The sequence below is a fragment of the Methylobacterium sp. Leaf466 genome (genome assembly GCF_001425565.1).
Taxonomy (GTDB): domain Bacteria; phylum Pseudomonadota; class Alphaproteobacteria; order Rhizobiales; family Beijerinckiaceae; genus Methylobacterium.
The window spans coordinates 24633-45141 of the sequence record NZ_LMRC01000009.1; the positions used below are offsets into that span (position 1 = coordinate 24633).

The following is a 20509-nucleotide window of genomic DNA, read 5'->3' on the forward strand; positions in this document are numbered from 1 at the left end:
GGTGCCCGGGGTCGTCGGGGCCAACCGTTGCGAGCCCGCGAAGCCCGGTGCTATAGCCGCGCGGCGCCTTCGGGCTCCCTTCGCGGATCGGGTTTGAAATCAGCATGTCGGTGGACGCCAACACGGTGAGGCGTATCGCGCATCTCGCCCGCATCGCGGTGAGCGAGGAGGAGGTCGCGCCGCTCCAGGACGAGCTCAACGCCATCCTCGCCTTCGTCGAGCAGCTCGGTGCCGTCGACGTGTCGGGCATCGAACCGATGACCTCCGTCACCCCGATGGCGATGAAGAAGCGCGAGGACGTGGTCACGGAGGGCGGCCGCGCCCGCGACGTCGTGTTCAACGCCCCCGAGACCGAGGACCATTATTTCCTGGTTCCGAAGGTGGTCGAGTAGCGGGCGGGATTTTCTCTCCGGGGATCGTTCGGCGCCGGCACGGCGACGCGATGCCACCGGACTTCTGGGGCCGAGCGCCGGGACGCGAGTGACCATGACGACGTTGAACGACCTCACCCTGGCGCAGGCCCGCGACGGCCTCAAGGCCAAGGACTTTTCCGCCGTCGAAATGGCGCAGGCGCATATCGGCGCCATCGCGGCGGCGCGCAGCCTCAACGCCTACCTCCTGGAGACCCCCGAGCGCGCCCTCGAGATGGCGGCGGTGGCCGACACCAAGATCGCGGCCGGCGAGGCGCGCCCGCTGGAGGGCCTGCCCCTGGGGATCAAGGACCTGTTCTGCACCCACGGCGTCACCACCACGGCGGGCTCGAAGATCCTCGAGACCTTCCAGCCGCACTACGAATCGGCGGTGAGCCACAACCTGTGGCGCGACGGCGCGGTGATGCTGGGCAAGCTCAACCTCGACGAGTTCGCCATGGGCTCGTCCAACGAGACCAGCGCCTACGGCAGCGTGATCTCGCCCTGGCGCCGGACCGGCTCCGACGCGCCGCTGGTGCCCGGCGGCTCCTCGGGCGGGTCGGCGGCGGCGGTGGCCGCGCGCCTGTGCCTGGGCGCCACCGCCACCGACACGGGCGGGTCCATCCGCCAGCCCGCCGCCTTCACCGGCACGGTGGGCATCAAGCCGACCTACGGGCGCTGCTCGCGCTGGGGCACGGTGGCCTTCGCCTCGTCCCTCGACCAGGCCGGGCCGATCGCCCGCACGGTGCGCGATTGCGCGATCCTGCTCGCCTCCATGGCCGGGCCGGATGCCCGCGACACCACCTGCGCCGACTTGGCGGTGCCGGATTTCGAGGCCGCCGTCTCGCGCGGGGTCAAGGGCCTGACCATTGGCATCCCGAAGGAGTACCGGGTCGAGGGCATGCCCGCCGAAATCCAGGCGCTGTGGGACCAGGGCGCGGACTGGCTGCGCGCGGCCGGCGCGACGATCAGGGAGATCTCGCTGCCGCACACCAAGCTGGCGCTGCCGGCCTACTACATCGTGGCGCCGGCGGAGGCCTCCTCCAACCTCGCGCGCTACGACGGCGTGCGCTACGGCCTGCGCGTGCCGGGGCGTGACATCGCCGAGATGTACGAGAAGACCCGCGCGGCGGGCTTCGGCCGCGAGGTCAAGCGCCGCATCATGATCGGCACCTACGTGCTCTCGGCGGGCTATTACGACGCCTACTACGTGCGTGCCCAGAAGATCCGCACCCTGATCAAGCGCGACTTCGAGGAGGCCTATGCGGCCGGCGTCGACGCCATCCTCACCCCCGCCACGCCGTCGGCCGCCTTCGGCATCGGCGAGAAGGCGTCGGCCGATCCCGTCGAGATGTACCTTAACGACGTGTTCACGGTCACCGTGAACATGGCCGGCCTGCCCGGCATCGCGGTCCCGGCCGGGCTCGACGCGCAGGGGCTGCCGCTCGGCCTCCAGCTGATCGGCCGGCCCTTCGACGAGGAGACCCTGTTCGCCACCGCGCAGGTGATCGAGGAGGCGGCCGGGCGCACGGTGCTGCCGCTGGCGTGGTGGGCATGAAGGATCTGTGATGAAGGATCCGCGATGACCGTCCCAGTCTATCCCTTCGACGTCTGGATCTGGGCGGCGCTCGATCCGGTGCTCATCCTCGTCGCCGTGGTGATGGGGTGGAAGTCCGACCAGGTCGTCAAGCTGATCCTGGTGGCGCTGATGGCCTTCACGGCCTCGGTGCTCACGAGCTGGCTCCTGACCATGGCGGGCATCCCGTGGCCGGCCCCGATCGGGCGCGACCTGCCGACCTTCTTTCCCGTGCGCACCGGCGGGGCGTTCCTGTGGGCGCTGGCCGCCTTCGGCGCGCGGATGGTGTTTCGCCGCCGCGCTTGACCGCCTTCGCGGCCGCTCCCTAGATGCTCCGACCGGCGGTCGAGACGAGCGCGGACTCCCTCTCCCATGGGGAGAGAGGCAGGTGTGAGGGGAGTGCGATCTCCGGCGAGGTCTTACTCCTCACCCTATCCCTCTCCTTCCAGGAGAGGGAAGCCGCGTCTCAGGCAGCAACCGCGCAGACATGCGAGAGGCCTGTGGCCTCCCAAACCCGAGTCCGACCGCCATGACCGCACCCGTAAACCCAAAAAAGCTCATCAAGGGCGGCCTGCACGACTGGGAGGTCGTGATCGGCATGGAGATCCACGCCCAGGTCACCAGCCGCTCCAAGCTGTTCTCCGGCGCCTCGACGGAATTCGGCGGCGAGCCCAACGACCATGTCTCGCTGGTGGACGCGGCCATGCCCGGCATGCTGCCGGTGATCAACGCGGAATGCGTCGCCCAGGCGGTGCGCACCGGCCTCGGGCTGAAGGCGCGGATCAACCACCGTTCGGTGTTCGACCGGAAGAACTACTTCTATCCGGACCTGCCGCAGGGCTACCAGATCAGCCAGTTCAAGGACCCCATCGTCGGGGAGGGCGAGGTGATCGTCGACCTGCCCGACGGCACCAGCATCACGGTGGGCGTCGAGCGGCTGCATCTCGAGCAGGACGCGGGCAAGTCGCTGCACGACCAGAACCCGACCCAGAGCTTCGTCGACCTCAACCGCTCGGGCGTCGCCCTGATGGAGATCGTCTCGCGGCCGGATCTGCGCTCCTCGGAGGAGGCGCGCGCCTACGTGACGAAGCTGCGCACCATCCTGCGCTATCTCGGCACCTGCGACGGCGACATGGAGAAAGGCTCCTTGCGCGCCGACGTCAACGTGTCCGTGAGGAAGCCCGGCGACCCGCTCGGCACCCGCTGCGAAATCAAGAACGTCAATTCGATCCGCTTCATCGGTCAGGCCATCGAGACCGAGGCGCGCCGCCAGATCGCGATCATCGAGGACGGCGGCACCATCAGCCAGGAGACCCGCCTGTTCGATCCGGCCAAGGGCGAGACCCGCTCGATGCGCTCGAAGGAGGAGGCGCACGACTACCGCTACTTCCCCGACCCCGACCTGCTGCCGCTGGAATTCGACCAGGCCTATGTCGATGCCCTGGCCGCCGGCCTGCCCGAACTGCCCGATGCCAAGAAGGCCCGCTTCATCGCCGACTACGGCCTCTCCGCCTACGACGCCGGCGTGCTCGTGGCCGAGCGGGCGAGCGCCGATTACTTCGAGGCTGTCGCCAAGGGTCGCGACGGCAAGGCGGCGGCCAACTGGGTCATCAACGAGCTGTTCGGGCGCCTCAACAAGGAATCCTTGAGCATCGAGACGAGCCCGGTCTCGGCCGACCGGCTCGGCGCCATCGTCGATCTCATCGCCGAGGGCGTGATTTCCGGCAAGATCGCCAAGGACCTGTTCGAGATCGTGTGGTCGGAGGGCGGCGACCCGCGGGCGCTCGTCGAATCGCGCGGCTTGCGGCAGGTCACCGACACCGGCGCCATCGAGGCGGCGGTGGACGAGATCATCGCCAGGAATCCCGACAAGGTCGCACAGGCCAAGGAGAAGCCGACCCTGCTCGGCTGGTTCGTCGGCCAGACCATGAAGGCCACCGGCGGCAAGGCCAACCCGGAGGCGGTGAACGCGCTCTTGAAGGCGAAACTCGGAATCGAAGGATAGGGCACCGGACAAGACGACGGCCCCAGCCCATCGGGGCCGTCGACGGCGTATTCCGTATTCAGAAGATCGGCCGGCTGTCGTCTGTGGAGACAGGCTAAGAGACGATATTGCGGCCATCCGTCCGAGACATTACCAAGAATTCACGCAACATCGCCCCCGCAAAGTCGTTTCATGATCGTGCGTTCGGCGGTGCAAGAAGACGGCCTCGATGGCTCGCCACACCGTTCGGAGCGAACGGAGACGATCATGACGAAGACGAGAACAGCCGGTGTCGCGGCTTTCATGGCAACCGTCCTCCTTTCCGGGGTCGCCCTGCCGGGCGGCTACGCGATGGCCGACAACACGGCTTCCAAGGATGTCGCCGTCGAGCGCGCCGCCGGAAAGCTGTCGGCCGACGGCGCCCGCGCCTACCGTGACCTGCGGCTCGCGCGCCTGGCGATCTTCGAGGCGAAACCGGAGGATGCGGGACGCTACGTGGCCCAGGCCAAGACCGCGCTCGACCAGGCCAAGACCGACGAGGCGGTCTTCACCAAGGCGGAGGCCGACCTCATGCCGATGAAGGACACGGCCTCCAAAACGACGGGGCCCACGACGATGGGCCGGCAGCAGCCCCCAACCGACGGGAAGCCCGACACCCAGCCCGTGGCTTGGCTGCCGGTGGACGGCCAGCTCGTCCTCGCCAACGACTTCGTCGCGACGCCCCTGAAGACCGCGGCCGTGGCGGATGCGAACAAGCACGTCGCCAAGGGTGACCGGAAGGCGGCCATCGAACGGCTGAAGCTCGCCGATGTCGACGTGAATTTCACGATGGCCGTCGTGCCGCTCGTCAAGACCACCGACGAGGTGAATCAGGCGGCCAAGTTCATCGCCGCGGGCCAGTACTACGAGGCCAACGTGGCGCTCCAGACCGCCGAGAACGGCGTCCGCTTCGACGTGATCGACGTGACGGCGATGCCCAAGGCGGCCACCAAGGCCGATACGACGGCGACGCCGAGTGTCAAGCCGGCACAGGCTCCGGCGGTCAAGTAAGCGCAGCGCCACCGAAACGGACTATGCGTCGGCATCCGACGCATAGTCCTCCGAAATCAGAGCATGAGAGTGAGGGACGACACGCCATAGCCTGCGCCCCTGCCTTTCACCGGTGATACGGTTTCCGCTTGGATCGAGCGGGAACGGTATCACCGAGCCCGCGCGGCGCCTGAGCGAAGCCCATGTCCGCATCACGAAGTGATCAACCGGAAATGGGATGAGAACCGGAAATGGGATGAGAACCGGAAATGGGATGAGACATGGGTTTCCCAAGAGCAGAGGCCCTTGGACAGGTTCACAAGGTAGGACCCCGATATCCGCAGCGCTCGACCCTGGACCTGTAAAAACCCCGCTCTCCGACATCTCGGCTGGCCCGAGGCACGAACGGCGGGAGCACAGGCCGCGATTTGAGCTGAGGGGATGAGAGGACGGCCGTCGACTACGGCCGCCGGGCGGTGAGCGTCGCGGATCCACCGATCGCGGCGGAAGCGGCTTGAGTTGGGGCTGATGCGCGTTCGAAGTCGTGCCGTATCGGCCGCTTCTGCGCCCCTGAAACCGCTTCCGTCGCGATGTCCGTCAGTGCTGCTACGCTTCGGGCCGAACCGGTCCCTCAGGCGATCCTGGCAGCGTCCTGCTGGGGTGGAGTCATTCCTGTCTCCTTCAGCGTCGACCGAAGACCCTCAGCCCAATACTTAAGGCTTTGGCCTTCTGTGCTTCACGGGCGAAGCACAGGGGTAGAGTGCGACCGGATCGGGACGTCGTCAAGCACTTTGAGAGTTCTTGCGGTCGATGACGCTTGACGGAGCGATACCGAACGCGCCGCATCCCTTGCAATTCAAACACTTGCGGCGAATTTGCAGGCGCTGCAGAAACGCTCTGCGTTCGATCGCTACCCCCGTGAACCGGCCGACATACGGCTCGCGGGAGCCTGCTCGACCGGACCTTGCCCGGACGGGTGGAGCGACGCGGAGGGTGATCCGGGGAAGGGCGAGGAGGGCCGGCCGACGGGATCATGGGGCGGAGGAGATCAACCGCCCGCATGCGTCCGGGGCGGCGGGGAGCGGTGGTTTTCCGCGCGCTCCTCGCCGGTGCCCAGCACCCGGTCGCGCAGGGCCATGAGCCAGTCTCGCCCATGCCCCCCGGGCTCACCCACCGACACGGTGGCGGTCATGCCGGCGACCAGGGTGACGCCGTCTGGCACCCGGTCGATCCGGATGCGCACGGGGACCCGCTGGGCCAGCCGCACCCAGGTGTAAACGGGATCGACGTTGGGCAGCCCCTGCGTGCTCGGCGCGGCGTTGCCGCTGCTGATGCCCAGGGTGATGCTCTCCACCGTCCCGGCCACCGGGGCGGCGTAGCCCATGAGTTCGGCGGTGGCCCGGTCGCCGACACGGATGCCGGCCATCTTGGTCTCTTCGAAGTAGCCGTCGATCCAGAACGAATCGGTGTCGATCACCGCGATGTTGACGGTGCCGGTGGTGGCGTAGTCGCCCCTGCGCAGCAGCAGATTGGTGACGCGGCCGCTGACGGGCGAGCGCACCTGAGCCCGCTCCAGGTTGAGCCTGGCCTTGGCGAGGCCGGCCCGGGCCGAGGCCAGCGCGGCCTCGGCGATCCGGGCGGTGCCGGCGTACTGCTGCTTTTCCTCCACCGAGGTGGAGAGGGTGGTCAGCGCCTCGCGCCGGGCCGCCTGGGTGCGCTTCACCTGGAGGTCGGCCTCGCGGTTCTCGACCTCGGCCTCGGCCTGGCGGATGGCGATCTCGAAATCGACCGGGTCGATCACGTAGAGCACGTCGCCCTTGGCCACCGCCTGGTTGTCGACGACCCTCAGGTCGACGATCTGGCCCGAGACCTGGGGCGCGACGCTGGCCACCTGCACCCGCACCCGGCCGTCGCGGGTCCAGGGGGCGACCACGTAGTAGCGCCACACCACGATTGCCGCGACGAGCGCGGCGCCCAGGATCAGACCGGTGAGGAGGAGCCGCCCCAGGCGGGCGAGGCGACGGGAACGGCGGGGAGCATGGTCGGGCATCACAGGAACACGATCAGGAGGGCGAGGAGGCAGACGTAGATCCCGGCCTCGGCCAGCGGCGGGTTGGCGACGTAGCGCGACAGGCGCAGGCCGGCGAAAAGCCGGCGCAGCAGCACGAGCAGGAGCAGCGCGCCGGCGGCATAGGCGAGGAACGGCGAGACCAGGACGCCGCCGATATCGAGGTCATGGAACATCGGCGCGCCTCGCATCCGTCCGGGCCGGCAGCCCGAGCCGCCTCAGGAAGCGGCCGTGGTCGTGGACGAGGGCGGCGGCCGTGGCGAGATCGCCGGCGGCCCGGGCGATGCACCCGCGGGTCGCCGCGTCGCCCCCGCGACCGGCCTCCACGAGGGCGCGGCCGGCGCGCTCCATGGCGGGGCCGTCGAGGGCGGCGAACGCCCGCCGGCCGGAGGCGACGGGCGTCTCCAGGGCCGGGATCCGGTCGAGGACGCGGAACTGCCCGTGCGCTCTGGCCGCGGCCGCCTCCAGGCGCGAGAGCGCGAAGGCGTGGGCCATGGCCATCGCCCGCACCGCGCCGCTGCCGGAGGTCCACTGCGCGAACTGGAGCAGGCGGTCGCTGTTGAGGCTGGTGCGGGTGGTGGCGTCGCCCCCGTCTCCGGCCAGCGCGTCGAGGAGGGAGCGGCGGGCCGAGTCGAGGGCGAAGGCGCGGTGGCGGGCGGGGGTCAGCGGCAGAATCACCCGCACCGCCACCGACAGGATCACGGCGGCCACCACGACGAGGAAGGCGTTGCCGAGGAAACCCTGCGGATCGTAGCCCTGCGGATTCGAGGGCGACAGCAGCACCGGAAAGAACACGAGCAGGATGAAGCCGACCGAGAAGGTCGCCGGGTTGAGGCAGAGGAAGCAGGCCACGGCCACCACCGGCGCGATGGCGATGGCCAGGAGCGGGAAGCCCTGCACGCCCGACAGCATGCCGAACAGGACGAAGCCGGCACAGGCGGACGCCAGGGGCATGCCGATGAGGACGCCGCGGGCGAAGGCCTTCGGATTCGGTGCGGTGGTGGACAGGGCGCCCATGGCCGCCACCTGGACGAGGGCGAAGGTGGTGCCGGGCCAGCCGGTGGCGACGAAGAACAGGGCGGTGAGGCCGAAGGCCAGCGCCACCCGCGCGGCCCCGCGCAGGGCGACCGGCGCGTCGCGATGGGTGGGCAGCGACACGGTGCGCAACGGGCGGCGTCCGGCCTCGAGGCTGGCCAGGCCGTCCTCGGCGTGAACGACCGCCTCGGCGACGTCCAGGGCCCGCTGCAGGACGAGGATGGTGCCGAGGTCGTCGCCCTCGGCTACGCCCGCCTCGACCAGGGCGTGGAGATCGGCCGCGACCAGGGTGGAATCCTCACGCGAATCCGGCGCGAGGAGGCCCCGGCAGAGCCCTAGCGCCTCTCGCGGCCGCGGACCTTGGTCGGGGCAACGCCGCGCAGCCTCGGCGAGGGCCCGGGCCGCGGCCGTCATGGCGTAGAGGGCGGCGATGGTGCTGCGCGCCCCGGCGGAGCGATGGTCACCGTCGCGGAATTCCTCGCGCACGGCCACCGCATCGCCGCGCAGGGCCGCCACCCGCCGGATCAGGGCGGCGGTGCGCTCGGGCCCCGGATCGGCCCTGGTCAGGGCCTCGCGGGCGAAGGCCCTGGCCTCGGCATGGGCGTCGGCGAGGCTCCGGCGCAGGCCGCGCCAGATCCCGGGCGCCCCCAGGGCATCGTTGACGAGGGTGACGACGAGGATCCCCACGGCGATGGCAGCGACCCGGTCCACCGCGGCCTCGAAAGTGGCCTGGGGGGCATCGATATGGGCGATGGCGACGATCGCCACGGTGTAGCCCGAGAGCATCGCGCCGTAGGAGCGCGTATCCTGCAGGAACTGGCCGACGTAGACGCACAGGCTCAGCCAGGCGGTGAAGGACACCAGGAGCAGGACCCGGTCCTGCGCGAACAGGCCGATCAGCGCGAGCCCGACCACGGCCCCGACCAGCGTGCCGAGGAAGCGATAGGTCGCCTTGGCGCGCGCCTGACCGCGCTTGGGTTGCGCGAGGATGGCGACGCAGACCATCGCCGAGGAGGCGCTGGCGAGTTGCAGCCAGAACGCCATGCCGAGGGCGAGCACCATGGCGAGCCAGATCCGCAGGGCGAAGGCCCAGGCGGCCGGCGCCGGGACCAGCGCCTCGATCCGGTCGAGCGCCCGGTCGAGGCGGGAGACCGCGGCACGGTCGCTCACGCGACCGGCTCGTCGGCCGCCAGACGCGCGATACGCGCCTGCCACAGGCACAGCAGCGGCGTGAGGAACAGTTCGACGGCGAGCGCGGCCAGCATGGTCAGGGAGGGCAGGCCGGTGAGGTAGAGGCCGAGGAGGCGGGCGAGGCCGCCCAGGACCACCACCAGGGTGAGGAAGCGAAACAGCCCGGTCTTGCCCTCGATCCCCGGCACGCAGGTCCAGAACAGGATGCCGATGCCCGTCAGCAGGCCCGAGAGGTAGCGGAAATGACTGTCGGCCGAGACGTCGGCGGCGCCGGCCCGGCCGATCCCGTCGATGCCGAACAGGACGCCGTAGGCACCGGCCGCCACCGGGATCACGGCGGCCAGGGCCACGGTGCGTTGCAGGAAGCGTCGTTCGGCGATCATGGTCGGTCCGGCGGGGAGAGGGTCGTCACGGTTATCAGCGCGGCGATCCGCCGGACGTTCCGGGAAGACGGTGCGTTGCGGCACGAAGCTCAGGATATCGACGGGATCCTCGGATGGTTCGCGGGGCCGATCGGCTCGGAGGAACCGGCCGGCGCCATCATAGGGAGGGACGATGCTCACGATCCGCGACGCCGAAGCCGACGATCTGGCGGCGATCGTCGCCCTCTATGCGGCGGATACGCTGGGCGGCCACGGCGACGCCTGGACCGACGGGAACGAGGCCCACTACCGGGCCGCCCTCGCGGCGATCACCGCCGCGCCGGGCACGAGCCTCCACGTCGCCGTCGAGGATGGCGACATCGTCGGCGTGTTCCAGCTCGTGTCGTTCGTCACCCTGGCCGGACGCGGCGCCCGCCGGGCCAAGCTCGCCAGCGTTCAGGTCAGGGCCGACCGCCGCTCGCGCGGGATCGGCGCCTGGATGATCGGACAGGCCGAGGACATCGCCCGCCGGCAGGGCGTGGCCCTGATCGAATTGTCCTCGTCGCGACTGCGCCACGACGCCCACCGCTTCTATGACCGCCTCGGCTACGAACGCGGTCACGAGGGGTTTCGCAAGCGGCTGTGACGCGCAGGGCCCGGGACGGGGCTTCAGGCCTTCTGCTCCTTCAGCTTCTTGACGCATTTGCTGAAGTACTGCGGCCACTTCGGGCCCTGCGTCGCCTTTTCGCTCACCGAGAGCGTGCGCCACTGGGCGCCGCAGGTCTTCTGGCGCTGGCGGGCCGCGCTCTGGCCGACCGTCATCTCCTTGGGCGCGTCCTTGGCGGCCGGAGCCTGGGCCACGGCGGGGAGGGGGATCGCGAGGGCAACGCCGATCAACGCGGCACAGACGAGACGATTCAGCATCGGACGATCCCCACTAGGCTCCGCACACGGGCGATCATCCCAAGCGCAACCGCAGCCGCAGGGCAAGGGCGATGTCCACGTCCTGCAACCCTGCGCTGTGGATGATCGCGGTCGGATCGGCGCGAGGGATGCTTGAGCTCGGCGCCACAAGCGGTCTAGCTGAGCCCGCGTGCAACCTTCCCCCGCCCGCCGGCTTGAACCGGGTGGCGACCGCCCCTGACACGATCGAGACCAGCCGCATGGCCATCGCACCGGGACACCCCATCGACGTCCACACCTGGAGCACGCCCAACGGCTGGAAGGTCCCGATCATGCTCGAGGAGTGCGGCCTGCCCTATCGGGTGGTGCCGGTGAACATCGGCAAGGGCGAGCAGATGGCGCCGGACTTCCTCTCGATCTCGCCCAACAACAAGATCCCGGCCATCGTCGATCCGGACGGGCCGGGCGGCACGCCGATCTCGGTGTTCGAATCGGGCGCGATCCTGCAGTACCTCGGGCGCAAGACGGGATGCCTCTACCCCGCCGACGAGCGCGCCCGCGTCCTGGTGGACGAATGGCTGGCCTGGCAGGTGGGCGGGTTCGGGCCGATGCTCGGGCAAGCGCACCATTTCCGGATCTACGCCGAGGAAAAGATCGCCTACGCCATCGACCGCTTCACGCAGGAGGCCCACCGCCTCTACGGCGTCCTCGACCGGCGCCTGGCCGCCCACGAGCACGTGGCGGGCGACTATTCCATCGCCGACATCGCGATCCTGACCTGGGCCAAGTACCACGAGAAACAGGGCGTCGACCTCGAGGGCCTGCCCCATGTCCGGCGCTGGCTGACCCAGGTGCTCGCGCGCCCGGCGGTGAAGCGCGGGCTGGCGGCGATCTAAGCAGTCATTCGTGGGTCACCCGACGAATGACTGCTTAGATTTCCTTGATGGTGCAACATTTTTTCCTGCGAACCGCCAAACACTTCGCAGAGTGATGCTTGGCTCACGCCAAGCCCTTCACCCCCTCCACGAGAGAGGTGGTGCCCTCCAGGGCGAGCGCGTTCTCGGCCAGCGCCGTGTGCTGGCTCCGGCGATCTCCTTACCCTTGTGGTCCTTAAGCGGGCCCTCGATGATCGAGACCTCGCCGTCGCCGTCTCGGCATCGACGGCGTCGGCCCGCTCGCGCGCGGCCTCGGACCTCCCCGGTCCGTCGGCGCTCATGGCGACGAACCCGTCGGCCAGACCGCCGCGCAGACAATGCGACAGCGCGGCAGGGGTTCGGCGGCAGGGGTTCGGCGGCAGGGGGAGGCGGCAGGGGGAGGCGCGTCGCCCGCCCATTGATCGTGCGGCGCCTGTACGCGCGGGCATCCGGCCCCGGTCCGGCGCACGGAGGCGACGAGCCCTCGCCGAGACCCCGCATCACGAAAAAGGGCCGGCCCTCCTCGCGGAACGCTTCCCTTTCGCCCTCGGATACGGATGGGAGCGCCCTACCGGCCGTAGCCGTCTGGGACATGGCGGCGGGTGCGGACCGAACCGGTGCCGATGTCGTCGTGGCGCATCGCGTGGCCGCGGGCGTGCCGCTCCTCGGCGAGGTTGTAGGGGGCGGCACGGCCGGTGAGGCCGCCCGGGGCCGTGGCGGCGGGGATGCCGGCCGGGGCGTTGTAGCTCTGGGCGAGGGCGGCACCGGCCGAAAGGCTCAGCGCGGCGGCAAGCGCGGCGGCGGCGAGGCGATGGGTCATGGCAATTGTCCGTGGGCAATCATGCGGTATCGGGTGTAGGGCAAAAGCGGCGACAGCGTACCGGGTTCCCGCCTTTTGGACATGACGGCCCTGTGAAACGACAGACCAGGCCTGAGTCCCGTGCAACAATCGCGTGACCGTCATTCCGCGACGACCGCCGAACGGGATCGCTGCGGCCTCGGACACTGGGAAAAGACAACGGTCGCCAGCGTATCGTACCGGATACCGCCGATTTTTGCGGCGTCACGACCGATTTGGCACGACCGACTTGGCACGATCCTTTCGCGCCGGGTCCGCTTTGGCACGCCCGCCCGGCACGAACGACGGCGCCGCCCGCCGCTACAGGCTGCGCAGGGCGCCCTCGGGAAAGGCCACGTCGTCGGCGAAGACCACCCGGTCCCCGTCGAGGCGGGCCCGGCCGCCGGCGACCAGGGCGAGGGCCTGCGGGTAGAGCCGGTGCTCCTCGACGAGGATGCGGGCGGCGAGGCGGTCGGGGTCGTCGCCCGGCCGCACCGGCACGGCGGCCTGGGCCACGATCGGCCCGGCATCGAGCTCGGGCACCACGTAATGCACGGTGCAGCCGTGCAGGCGCACCCCGGCCGCCAGGGCCTGGGCGTGGGTATCGGTGCCGCGAAACAGCGGCAGCAGCGAGGGATGGATGTTGATCATCCGCCCGGCCCAGGCCTCCACGAAGGGCCCTGAGAAGATGCGCATGAAACCGGCCAGGCACACGAGCTCGATGCCCGCCGCCGTCAATTCGGCATGGAGGGCGGCATCGAAGCTGGCGCGGTCCGGAAAGGCGCGGTGATCGACGGCACGGGTCTCGATGCCCGCAGCCGCCGCATGGGCGAGCCCGGCCGCCTCCGGCCGGTTCGACAGGACGAGGGCGATCTCGGCCGGATAGTCGGGGGCCGCGGCGGCCGCCAGGATCGAGACCATGTTGGAGCCGCGCCCCGAGATCAGGATCGCGACGCGGGTCTTCCTCGGGTGCGTCATGTCAGAGCGCGAGGGTGCCGGTGAAGGTCACGGGCTCGGGCCCGCGCGGGGTGATCCGGCCGATCCGGACGGCGGCCTCGCCGGCCGCCGCCAGGGCCGCCGTCACCGCCTCGGCCGCCTCGGCCCGCACCACCGCCACCATGCCGATGCCGCAGTTGAAGGTGCGCAGCATCTCCGGCACCGCGACGTTGCCGGTGGCGGCCAGCCAGCCGAACACGGGGGGCACGGGCACCGCATCGAGGTCGATGGCGATTCCGACGCCGTCGGGCAGCACCCGGGGCAGGTTGTCGGGAAAGCCGCCGCCGGTGATGTGCGCCAGCGCCTTGATGCCGTCGGTGGCCTTCAGGGCGGCCAGCAGCGGCTTCACGTAGATCCGCGTCGGCGTCAGCAGCGCCTCGCCGAGGGTCTGGCCGGGGGCGAAGGGGGCGGGCGCCTCGTAGCCGAGCCCGCTCGCCTCGACGATCCGGCGCACCAGCGAGAACCCGTTGGAATGCACGCCCGAGGAGGGCAGGCCGAGCACCACGTCGCCCTCGGCGATGCCTTCGCGCGGCAGCAGCGTGCCGCGCTCGGCCGCGCCGACGCTGAAGCCGGCCAGGTCGTAGTCGTCGCCCGCGTAGAGGCCGGGCATCTCGGCGGTCTCGCCGCCGATGAGCGCGCAGCCCGCCTGCCGGCAGCCTTCCGCGATCCCGCGCACGATGTCGACGCCGACCCCCGGCACCAGCCTGGCGGTGGCGTAGTAATCGAGGAAGAACAGCGGCTCGGCCCCCTGGACGACGATGTCGTTGACGCACATCGCCACGAGGTCGATGCCGATGGTGTCGTGGCGCCCGGTGAGGATGGCGATCTTCACCTTGGTGCCGACCCCGTCGTTGGCCGCCACCAGGATCGGGTCGGCAAAGCCGGCGGCCTTGAGGTCGAACAACCCGCCGAAACCGCCGATCTCGGCATCCGCACCCGGCCGGCGGGTGGCGCGCACCAGCGGCCTGATGGTGTCGACCATGGCGTTCCCGGCGTCGATGTCGACACCGGCCTGCGCGTAGGTCAGTCCGTTCTGCTTCTCGGCCGTCATCCGCAGCGAGCCCTTCATCCGATCGTCAGCGACCTCTAACCAGTCCTGCCCGTCTTCGCGAGTCCGGGAGCCAAGCGTTCCGACAACCATTGCGCGCGAGGCAAGGGACGGCCTAATCCCCTGGCGAGACCGCCTTGACCGGGCCGGACCCGATTCCCACTGTCGACAGCGACGACGAACCCGAGAAGGACGGCCGATGCGCGGCAGGACGATGATCGCAACGGCGGGCCTGGTGGTCTTCGTCGTGCTCTTCTACCTCCTCAAGGACGTGATCCTGCCCTTCGCCGCCGGGCTGGCGCTCGCCTATCTCCTCGATCCCCTGGCCGACCGCCTGGAGCGCCTCGGGCTCGGGCGCCTGAGCGCCTCGCTGCTCATCCTGGCGCTGTTCGCGGTGGCGCTGGTCCTGGTGGTGCTCATCGTCGGGCCGCTGGTGGCCAAGCAGGTCTCGGCCCTGGTCGCGACCCTGCCGGGCATGGCCTCGAAGCTGCAGGGCCTCATCGTCGAGCGGGCCGGCCCGCTGCTGGAACGGATCGGCGGCCCGGGCATCTTGAGCGACCTGCAATCCTCGGCCGGGACTTTGGTGGGGCAGGGGGGAAGCTGGGGCCTCTCGGTGCTGAGCTCGCTCTGGACCGGGAGCCAGGCGCTGGTCTCCATCGTCTCGCTCCTGTTCATCACCCCGGTGGTGGCCTTCTACATCCTGCTCGACTGGGACCGGATGGTCGCCAAGGTCGACGCCTGGGTACCGCCACGCCATCGCCCGGTGGTGCGCCGCCTCGGGCGCGAGATGGACGGGGCCGTCACCGGCTTCCTGCGCGGGCAGACGCTGGTCTGCCTCATCCTCGGCACCTTCTACGCCGTCGGCCTGTTCATGGTGGGCGTGAACTTCGGCATCCTGATCGGGCTCATCGCGGGCTTCCTCACCTTCATCCCCTACGTCGGCACCATCGTCGGCTTCCTGCTCTCGGTGGGCGTCGCCCTGGTGCAGTTCTGGCCGGATTCCGACTGGCTGCGCATCGGGCTGACGGTGGCGGTGTTCGCGGTCGGGCAGTTCCTCGAGGGCAACGTCATCTCGCCCAAGCTCGTGGGGGACTCGGTGGGCCTGCACCCGGTCTGGCTGATGTTCGCGCTGCTGGCGTTCGGGTCGCTGTTCGGGTTCATCGGCCTGCTCATCGCGGTGCCGGTGGCCGCCTCGATCGGCGTCCTGGTGCGCTATGCGCTCGAACGCTACCTCGCCAGCCCGCTCCACCAGGCGCCGGATCCGGCGGCCCCGGCCTTCCCGAAGGGGCCCTGAGCCCGCCATGGACCGCCCGCGCCGCGACACCGCCCCCCCGAGGCAGCTGGCCTTCGACCTGCCCCTCGACCCGCGCTACGGGCGCGAGGACTTCCTGGTCGGGCCGGCCAACGAGACCGCCTACGGCCTGATCGAAGCGTGGCCCGAATGGCCCGACACGGTGTTCCTGCTCACGGGGCCGCCCGGCAGCGGCAAGAGCCACCTCGCCTCGATCTGGGCGACGCGGGCCCATGCCTGGACCGTGGCGGCGGCCGCGCTGACGGGGGAGGGGGTGCCCCATCTCGTCTCGAACGGCGCCCTCGTGGTCGAGGACGTCGACCGGCTCCAGGGGGGCGACGAGGCCGCCCTGTTCCACCTCCTCAACCTCGCCCGCGAGCACCGGACCGCGATCCTGCTCACGGCGGCCAAGCCCGTGGAGGTGATCGGCCTGGCGACCGCCGACCTGCGCTCGCGCCTGCGCCTGGCACCCGGCGCCACCATCCTGCCGCCGGACGAGGCGCTGCTGCGGGCGGTCATCGTCAAACTGTTCGTCGACCGACAGCTCGTGGTCGACCTCAGCGTGGTCGAGGCGCTGGTGCTGCGCATCGACCGCTCCCTGGCCCTGGCCCGCGAGGTCGTGGCCGAACTCGACCGCGACGCGCTCGGCCGCGGCCGGCGCATCACCCGGCCGCTGGCGCTGGCCGTCCTCGCCAGGCTCGGCCTCGGTTCGGAGGGGGACGAGTAGAGGCCGGCCCGGGCGGTGTCATGGAACCGTCACAAACGCGGGCCGACCGCATGCTAGGGACCCGTTCGTGGTCGACGAGAAGGAGATGTGCCGTTGTCGGAGAGGGAAGCGGACAGGATGAGCCCGGATGCCGAGGTCGGCGACGCCGAGACGACGCGGCCCCCCGCCACCCCGGGCAAGCCGCCCGCTCCCAGGCCCGCGGCCGCCAAACCCGCCGCATCCAGATCCACCGCGTCCAAATCCACCGCATCCGGGCCCGCGTCGTCCCCCAGGGCAGCGACCTCCAAACCGGCGTCGTCCCTGCCCGTGAAGGCGCCATCCCCGCCGGAGCCCGCCTCCGCCGATGACGCCATGCCGGCGCGCGCCGAGGCGGCGGCGATCGTCGCCGCGGCGGGCAAGAATCCGGAGGAGGAGCGCGAGCTGCGCGCCGCCGTGGTCGAGGCCGGCCGCGCCCTGCGCCGGATGCCGGAGCGGTTCGTGAACCGCGAGATCTCGTGGCTGCAGTTCAACCACCGGGTGCTGGAGGAGGCCTCGAACCCCAACCACCCCCTGCTCGAACAGCTTCGCTTCCTCTCGATCTCGGCCAACAACCTCGACGAATTCTTCATGGTGCGGGTCGCCGGCCTGCACGATCAGGTCCGCGCCGGCCTCGTGGTGCCCTCGCAGGACGGGCTCACCCCGACCGAGCAGCTCGCCCGCATCGGCACCGAGGTCTCGCGCCTCGCCCTCGAGCAGCAGCAGCGCTGGCGCGAATTGCGCAAGGACCTGCACGGGGTCGGCGTCGACCTCGTCGAGCCGGCCGACCTCAGCCAGGACCATGCCGCCTGGCTGCAGGACTACTTCCTCAACCACGTCCTGCCGGTGCTGACGCCGCTGGCCATCGACCCGGCCCACCCCTTCCCGTTCATCCCCAACCTCGGCTCCACCATCGCCCTGATGCTGGTGCGCCCGCGCGACGGGCGGACCCTGCGCGCGCTGATCCGCCTGCCCTCGGTGGTCGAGCGGTTCGTGCGCCTGCCCGACGTGGGCGGGGACGCCATGGCCCGGTTCATCGCCATCGAGCAGGTGATCGTGCTGTTCACCGGGCGGCTCTTCCCCGGCTACTTCGTGAAGGGGCAGGGCGCCTTCCGGGTGATCCGCGACTCCGACCTCGAGATCGAGGAGGAGGCCGAAGACCTCGTCCTGCATTTCGAGACCGCCCTCAAGCAGCGTCGCCGCGGCGTCGTCATCCGCCTCGAGATCGAGGCCGGGATGCCGGAGGACCTGCGCGGCTTCGTCGCCGACGAACTCGAGATCGGCCCCGACGCGGTCTTCCTCGTGGAGGGGATGCTGGCCCTCAACGAGCTGTCGCAGATCGTCGGCATCGACCGGCCCGACCTCAAGTTCAAGCCCTACAACCCGCGCTTTCCCGAGCGCATCCGCGAGAGCGGCGGCGACGTCTTCGCGGCGATCCGCCAGAAGGACTTCATCGTCCACCACCCCTACGAATCGTTCGATTCGGTGGTGCAGTTCCTCGCCCAGGCCGCCCGCGACCCGCATGTGGTGGCGATCAAGCAGACCCTCTACCGCACCTCCTCGAACTCGCCGATCGTGGCAGCACTCGCCGAGGCCGCCGAGGCCGGCAAGTCGGTCACCGCGCTCGTGGAGCTGAAGGCCCGTTTCGACGAGGAGGCCAACATCCGCTGGGCGCGCGACCTCGAGAAGGCCGGCGCGCAGGTGGTGTTCGGCTTCATCGAGCTCAAGACCCACGCCAAGCTCTCGATGGTGGTGCGCCGCGAGGGCGACAGGCTCGTGAGCTACTGCCACGTCGGCACCGGCAACTACCATCCGATCACGGCCCGGGTTTACACCGACCTGTCGTTCTTCACGGCCGACCCGGCGGTGGGCCGCGACGTGGCGCGGCTGTTCAACTTCATCACCGGCTACGCCGAGCCCGCCGAACTCGAGAAGATGTCGGTCTCGCCCCTCACCCTCAAGGCGAAGCTCCTCGACAGCATCGAGCAGGAGATCGGCCACGCCAAGGCCGGGCGCCCGGCCGCGATCTGGCTGAAGTGCAACTCGCTGGTCGACCAGCAGATCATCGACGCCCTCTACGACGCCTCGGAAGCCGGCGTGCCGATCGACTGCATCATCCGCGGGATCTGCTGCCTCCGGCCCGGCGTCCCCGGCCTGTCGGAGACGATCCGCGTCAAGTCCATCGTCGGGCGCTTCCTGGAGCACGGCCGCGTCTACGCCTTCGGCAACGGCTACGGCCTGCCCCACCCCAAGGCCACCGTCTCCATCTCCTCGGCCGACCTCATGAGCCGCAACCTCGACCGCCGGGTCGAGGCGCTGCTGCCGATCACCAATCCGACGGTGCACCAGCAGGTGCTCGACCAGATCATGCTCGCCAACCTCCTCGACAACCGCCAGAGCTGGCGTGTACTGGCGTCGGGTGCGAGCGAGCGGATCCAGCCCTCCGACGGCGAGGAGCCGTTTAACGCGCACAAGTACTTCATGACGAACCCGAGCCTGTCCGGGCGCGGCAAGTCGTCGAAGAAATCGAGTCCGCGTGCGCTGAGCCGGCGAGCCCAGCGTTCCTGAAGGACCCGGCATGGGACAGGCACCGGGCATGAAACAGGCAGTCGGCACGACGGTCGGCCCGCCCCGCGATCCCCTCGCGATCATCGACATCGGCTCGAACTCGGTGCGGCTCGTCGCCTACGACCGCCTGAGCCGGGCACCGACCCCGCTCTACAACGAGAAGGTGCTGTGCGGGCTGGGCCGCAACGTGCTCACCACCGGCCGGCTCAACGAGGAGGCGGTCAGGCGGGCGCTCGCGGCCCTGGCCCGGTTCCGGATGCTGTGCGCGGTCATGGAGATCGAGCGGGTCTTCGTCCTGGCCACCGCGGCGGCGCGCGACGCCGAGAACGGGCCGGACTTCCTGGCGGCGGCCGAGGCCGCCTGCGGCCACCCGATCGAGCTCCTCTCGGGGCGGCGCGAGGCGGAACTCTCGGCGCTCGGGGTCGTCTCGGGCTTCCATGCCCCGGACGGGGTGGTGGGGGATCTCGGCGGCGGCTCGCTGGAACTCGTCGACGTGCGCGGCGCGGAGGTGGGGCAGGGGGTGACGATGCCGCTGGGCGGCCTCGCCCTGCAGGACCTCACCGGCGGCTCGCCCAAGAAGGCCCAGAAGATCGTCCGCGAGCACCTCAAGAAGGCCGCTCCCCAGCTCGAGACCCTGCGCGGGCGCAGCTTCTACGCGGTGGGCGGCACCTGGCGGGCCCTGGCCCGCCTGCACCAGGCCGCCCGCGCCTATCCGCTCCACGTCATGCACGGCTACACGGTGGAGCCCTCGGACGAACTCAACTTCCTCGAAGTGGTGGAGCGGGTCGACGCGGCCCTGCTCGCCGACGTCGAGAGCGTCTCGGAGGCCCGCCGCCCGCTCCTGGCCTATGGCGCGGTGGTGCTGGAGGAGATCCTGCGCCTGGGCCGCCCGCGCGAAGTGGCGATTTCGGCCAGCGGCGTGCGCGAGGGCCTGCTCTACGAACTCCTCGACCGCGAAACCCGGGCCGCCGATCCGCTCCTGGCCGCGGCGGCCGAGCTGAACGCCCTGCGCGCCCGCTCGCCGGGCCACGCCACCGACCTCATCGCCTGGACCGATCGCTTCGTTGCCGAACTCGACGGCCCCGAGACGGCGGACGAGCGCCGCCTGCGCCACGCCGCCTGCCTGTTGTCCGACATCGGCTGGCGGGCGCATCCCGACTATCGCGGCGGGCACAGCATCGACGTGATCACCCAGGCGCCCTTCGTCGGCATCGACCACCCGGGCCGCGCCTACCTGGCGCTCGCCGTCTACTTCCGGCACGAGGGCGTCGCCCCCGAGAAGGCGAGCCCGATCCTGCGCAACCTCGCCGGCCCGCGCCTGTTCGAGCGCGCCCGCCTCGTCGGCGGCCTGCTGCGGGTGGCCTTCCCGACCTCGGCGGGCATGGCGGCGATCCTGCCGCGCCTGCCCGTCGGCATCGCCGAGGGCCGCGTCGTGCTCACCGTGCCCTCCGACTGGCGATCCCTCGCCGGGGACCGCGTCCTCAACCGCGTGCGCGGACTGGGACGGGTGGTCGGCCTCGACGGCCGGGTCGAGGTGGTGTGATACGGTTTCCG

Annotated in this window: 19 protein-coding genes; 11 read left to right on the forward strand and 8 right to left on the reverse strand. The window is 70.5% G+C overall.

Translation table 11 applies throughout. The features are described 5' to 3' along the window. The first annotated feature begins 104 nt into the window (after positions 1-104). The 5 genes from gatC (at position 105) to ASG59_RS05710 (ending at position 5020) form a co-directional block, all read left to right on the forward strand. The gene (gene gatC / locus ASG59_RS05690; RefSeq protein ID WP_055882871.1) at positions 105-392 is read left to right on the forward strand and encodes an Asp-tRNA(Asn)/Glu-tRNA(Gln) amidotransferase subunit GatC; all 288 of its coding nucleotides are present in this window, start codon (positions 105-107) and stop codon (positions 390-392) included. 94 nt (positions 393-486) lie between these two features. Next, positions 487-1968 (forward strand): Asp-tRNA(Asn)/Glu-tRNA(Gln) amidotransferase subunit GatA, encoded by a 1482-nt coding sequence (gene gatA, locus ASG59_RS05695; RefSeq protein WP_056407481.1) that lies wholly within the window; start codon positions 487-489, stop codon positions 1966-1968. A 24-nt stretch (positions 1969-1992) separates the two neighbouring features. Next, positions 1993-2292 (forward strand): hypothetical protein, encoded by a 300-nt coding sequence (locus ASG59_RS05700; RefSeq protein ID WP_055882873.1) that lies wholly within the window; start codon positions 1993-1995, stop codon positions 2290-2292. A gap of 223 nt (positions 2293-2515) precedes the next feature. Further along, positions 2516-3991 carry an Asp-tRNA(Asn)/Glu-tRNA(Gln) amidotransferase subunit GatB gene (gene gatB, locus ASG59_RS05705; protein WP_056407452.1) on the forward strand — a complete coding sequence of 492 codons (1476 nt, stop codon included), beginning with the start codon at positions 2516-2518 and terminating at the stop codon, positions 3989-3991. A gap of 282 nt (positions 3992-4273) precedes the next feature. Beyond that, entirely contained in the window at positions 4274-5020 is a 747-nt protein-coding gene (locus ASG59_RS05710; RefSeq protein WP_056407453.1) for a YfdX family protein, read from the forward strand. Between the two features lie 1027 nt (positions 5021-6047). On the opposite strand, the gene ASG59_RS05715 is transcribed toward ASG59_RS05710, so the two are convergent. Genes ASG59_RS05715 through ASG59_RS05730 form a run of 4 tightly spaced genes read right to left on the reverse strand, consistent with a single transcriptional unit; the run spans position 6048 to position 9676 of the window. Beyond that, positions 6048-7049, reverse strand: a complete 1002-nt coding sequence (locus ASG59_RS05715; protein WP_056407455.1) for an HlyD family secretion protein — start codon at positions 7047-7049, stop codon at positions 6048-6050. After that, positions 7049-7243, reverse strand: a complete 195-nt coding sequence (locus ASG59_RS05720; RefSeq protein WP_055882883.1) for a DUF1656 domain-containing protein — start codon at positions 7241-7243, stop codon at positions 7049-7051. Before ASG59_RS05720 ends, ASG59_RS05715 begins: the two co-directional genes overlap by 1 nt. After that, entirely contained in the window at positions 7233-9272 is a 2040-nt protein-coding gene (locus ASG59_RS05725) for an FUSC family protein (protein ID WP_056407457.1), read from the reverse strand. Before ASG59_RS05725 ends, ASG59_RS05720 begins: the two co-directional genes overlap by 11 nt. Next, positions 9269-9676 carry a DUF4345 domain-containing protein gene (locus tag ASG59_RS05730; RefSeq protein ID WP_055882887.1) on the reverse strand — a complete coding sequence of 136 codons (408 nt, stop codon included), beginning with the start codon at positions 9674-9676 and terminating at the stop codon, positions 9269-9271. The genes ASG59_RS05725 and ASG59_RS05730 overlap by 4 nt, the downstream gene beginning before the upstream one ends. Before the next feature lie 172 nt (positions 9677-9848). Here ASG59_RS05730 and ASG59_RS05735 point away from each other — a divergent pair, with 172 nt between their 5' ends. Continuing rightward, on the forward strand, positions 9849-10301 hold the full coding sequence (locus tag ASG59_RS05735; RefSeq protein WP_056407460.1) for a GNAT family N-acetyltransferase: 453 nt from the start codon (positions 9849-9851) through the stop codon (positions 10299-10301). 23 nt (positions 10302-10324) lie between these two features. On the opposite strand, the gene ASG59_RS05740 is transcribed toward ASG59_RS05735, so the two are convergent. Beyond that, entirely contained in the window at positions 10325-10579 is a 255-nt protein-coding gene (locus ASG59_RS05740) for a hypothetical protein (protein ID WP_055882891.1), read from the reverse strand. Positions 10580-10818: 239 nt separating this feature from the next. Between ASG59_RS05740 and ASG59_RS05750 the strand changes: the two genes are divergently transcribed. Beyond that, entirely contained in the window at positions 10819-11454 is a 636-nt protein-coding gene (locus ASG59_RS05750; RefSeq protein ID WP_056407461.1) for a glutathione S-transferase N-terminal domain-containing protein, read from the forward strand. Between the two features lie 586 nt (positions 11455-12040). On the opposite strand, the gene ASG59_RS05755 is transcribed toward ASG59_RS05750, so the two are convergent. The 3 genes from ASG59_RS05755 to purM all read right to left on the reverse strand — a co-directional run bounded on the left by ASG59_RS05755 (position 12041) and on the right by purM (position 14357). Then, complete coding sequence (locus tag ASG59_RS05755) at positions 12041-12292, reverse strand: hypothetical protein (RefSeq protein ID WP_055882897.1); 252 nt, start codon at positions 12290-12292, stop codon at positions 12041-12043. 339 nt (positions 12293-12631) lie between these two features. Continuing rightward, positions 12632-13288, reverse strand: coding sequence for a phosphoribosylglycinamide formyltransferase (gene purN / locus ASG59_RS05760; RefSeq protein WP_056286876.1), 657 nt, complete (start codon positions 13286-13288; stop codon positions 12632-12634). Between the two features lies 1 nt (position 13289). Continuing rightward, positions 13290-14357 carry a phosphoribosylformylglycinamidine cyclo-ligase gene (gene purM, locus ASG59_RS05765; protein ID WP_055883016.1) on the reverse strand — a complete coding sequence of 356 codons (1068 nt, stop codon included), beginning with the start codon at positions 14355-14357 and terminating at the stop codon, positions 13290-13292. A 196-nt stretch (positions 14358-14553) separates the two neighbouring features. Here purM and ASG59_RS05770 point away from each other — a divergent pair, with 196 nt between their 5' ends. From ASG59_RS05770 to ppx, 4 genes are all read left to right on the forward strand, one after another. Continuing rightward, on the forward strand, positions 14554-15648 hold the full coding sequence (locus tag ASG59_RS05770) for an AI-2E family transporter (protein WP_055882901.1): 1095 nt from the start codon (positions 14554-14556) through the stop codon (positions 15646-15648). A 7-nt stretch (positions 15649-15655) separates the two neighbouring features. Beyond that, positions 15656-16372 (forward strand): DnaA/Hda family protein, encoded by a 717-nt coding sequence (locus ASG59_RS05775; RefSeq protein WP_056407463.1) that lies wholly within the window; start codon positions 15656-15658, stop codon positions 16370-16372. A gap of 117 nt (positions 16373-16489) precedes the next feature. Beyond that, complete coding sequence (locus ASG59_RS05785) at positions 16490-18955, forward strand: RNA degradosome polyphosphate kinase (RefSeq protein ID WP_244475635.1); 2466 nt, start codon at positions 16490-16492, stop codon at positions 18953-18955. Between the two features lie 28 nt (positions 18956-18983). After that, a complete protein-coding gene (gene ppx / locus ASG59_RS05790) occupies positions 18984-20498 on the forward strand; it encodes an exopolyphosphatase (RefSeq protein ID WP_244475636.1) in 1515 nt (504 codons plus the stop codon). The last annotated feature ends 11 nt before the right edge of the window (positions 20499-20509 follow it).